Source organism: Seonamhaeicola marinus, assembly GCF_008085455.1.
This window is the reverse complement of the sequence record NZ_VSDQ01000512.1, coordinates 1-540: the sequence shown is the minus strand read 5'-3', so window position 1 is coordinate 540 and position 540 is coordinate 1. Positions and strand designations below refer to the sequence as shown.

General features: G+C 32.4%; 1 pseudogene. It reads left to right on the top strand.

Features of this window, described 5'->3' with window-relative positions:
- Positions 1-252: 252 nt before the first annotated feature.
- Positions 253-540 (top strand): annotated as a pseudogene (locus tag FUA24_RS08005) (transketolase); the annotation flags it as partial.

Genomic DNA, 540 nt, shown 5'->3' with positions numbered 1-540 from the left:
GAGTCTCTCCGCCTGTACAACGAGAAAGCCTTTCAGGAAACTGAAAGGCTTTTTTTATGTGTAAAAAACCCAACGTAAACAGTTTCGTGTTTTTTCATGAAATTATTGTGTTTTTGCCACCTCAACTAATTAAAGATTATATATTTGCAAAAAATATTTTTATAGCTAATAAAACTTGATTCTTTTCAAATTTAAGTTAGTTAAAAACAAATTAATACGAGTTAGTAAATAGTAAATTAACCATACATTAAAATGAATAAACAAATAGACCAGCAAGCGGCCGATAATATAAGAGCTTTAGCTGTAGCAATGGTAGAAAAAGCAAATTCAGGACACCCAGGAGGCCCAATGGGCGGTGCAGATTTTATGCACATACTGTACTCTGAGTTTTTTAACTATGATCCAACAGATATGACTTGGCCATTTAGAGACCGTTTTTTTATGGATGCGGGTCATTTATCTACTTTAATGTATGCACAATATTACCTTTTAGGTAACTATAAAAAAGAAGATATTGCTAATTTCAGACAATGGGGTTCT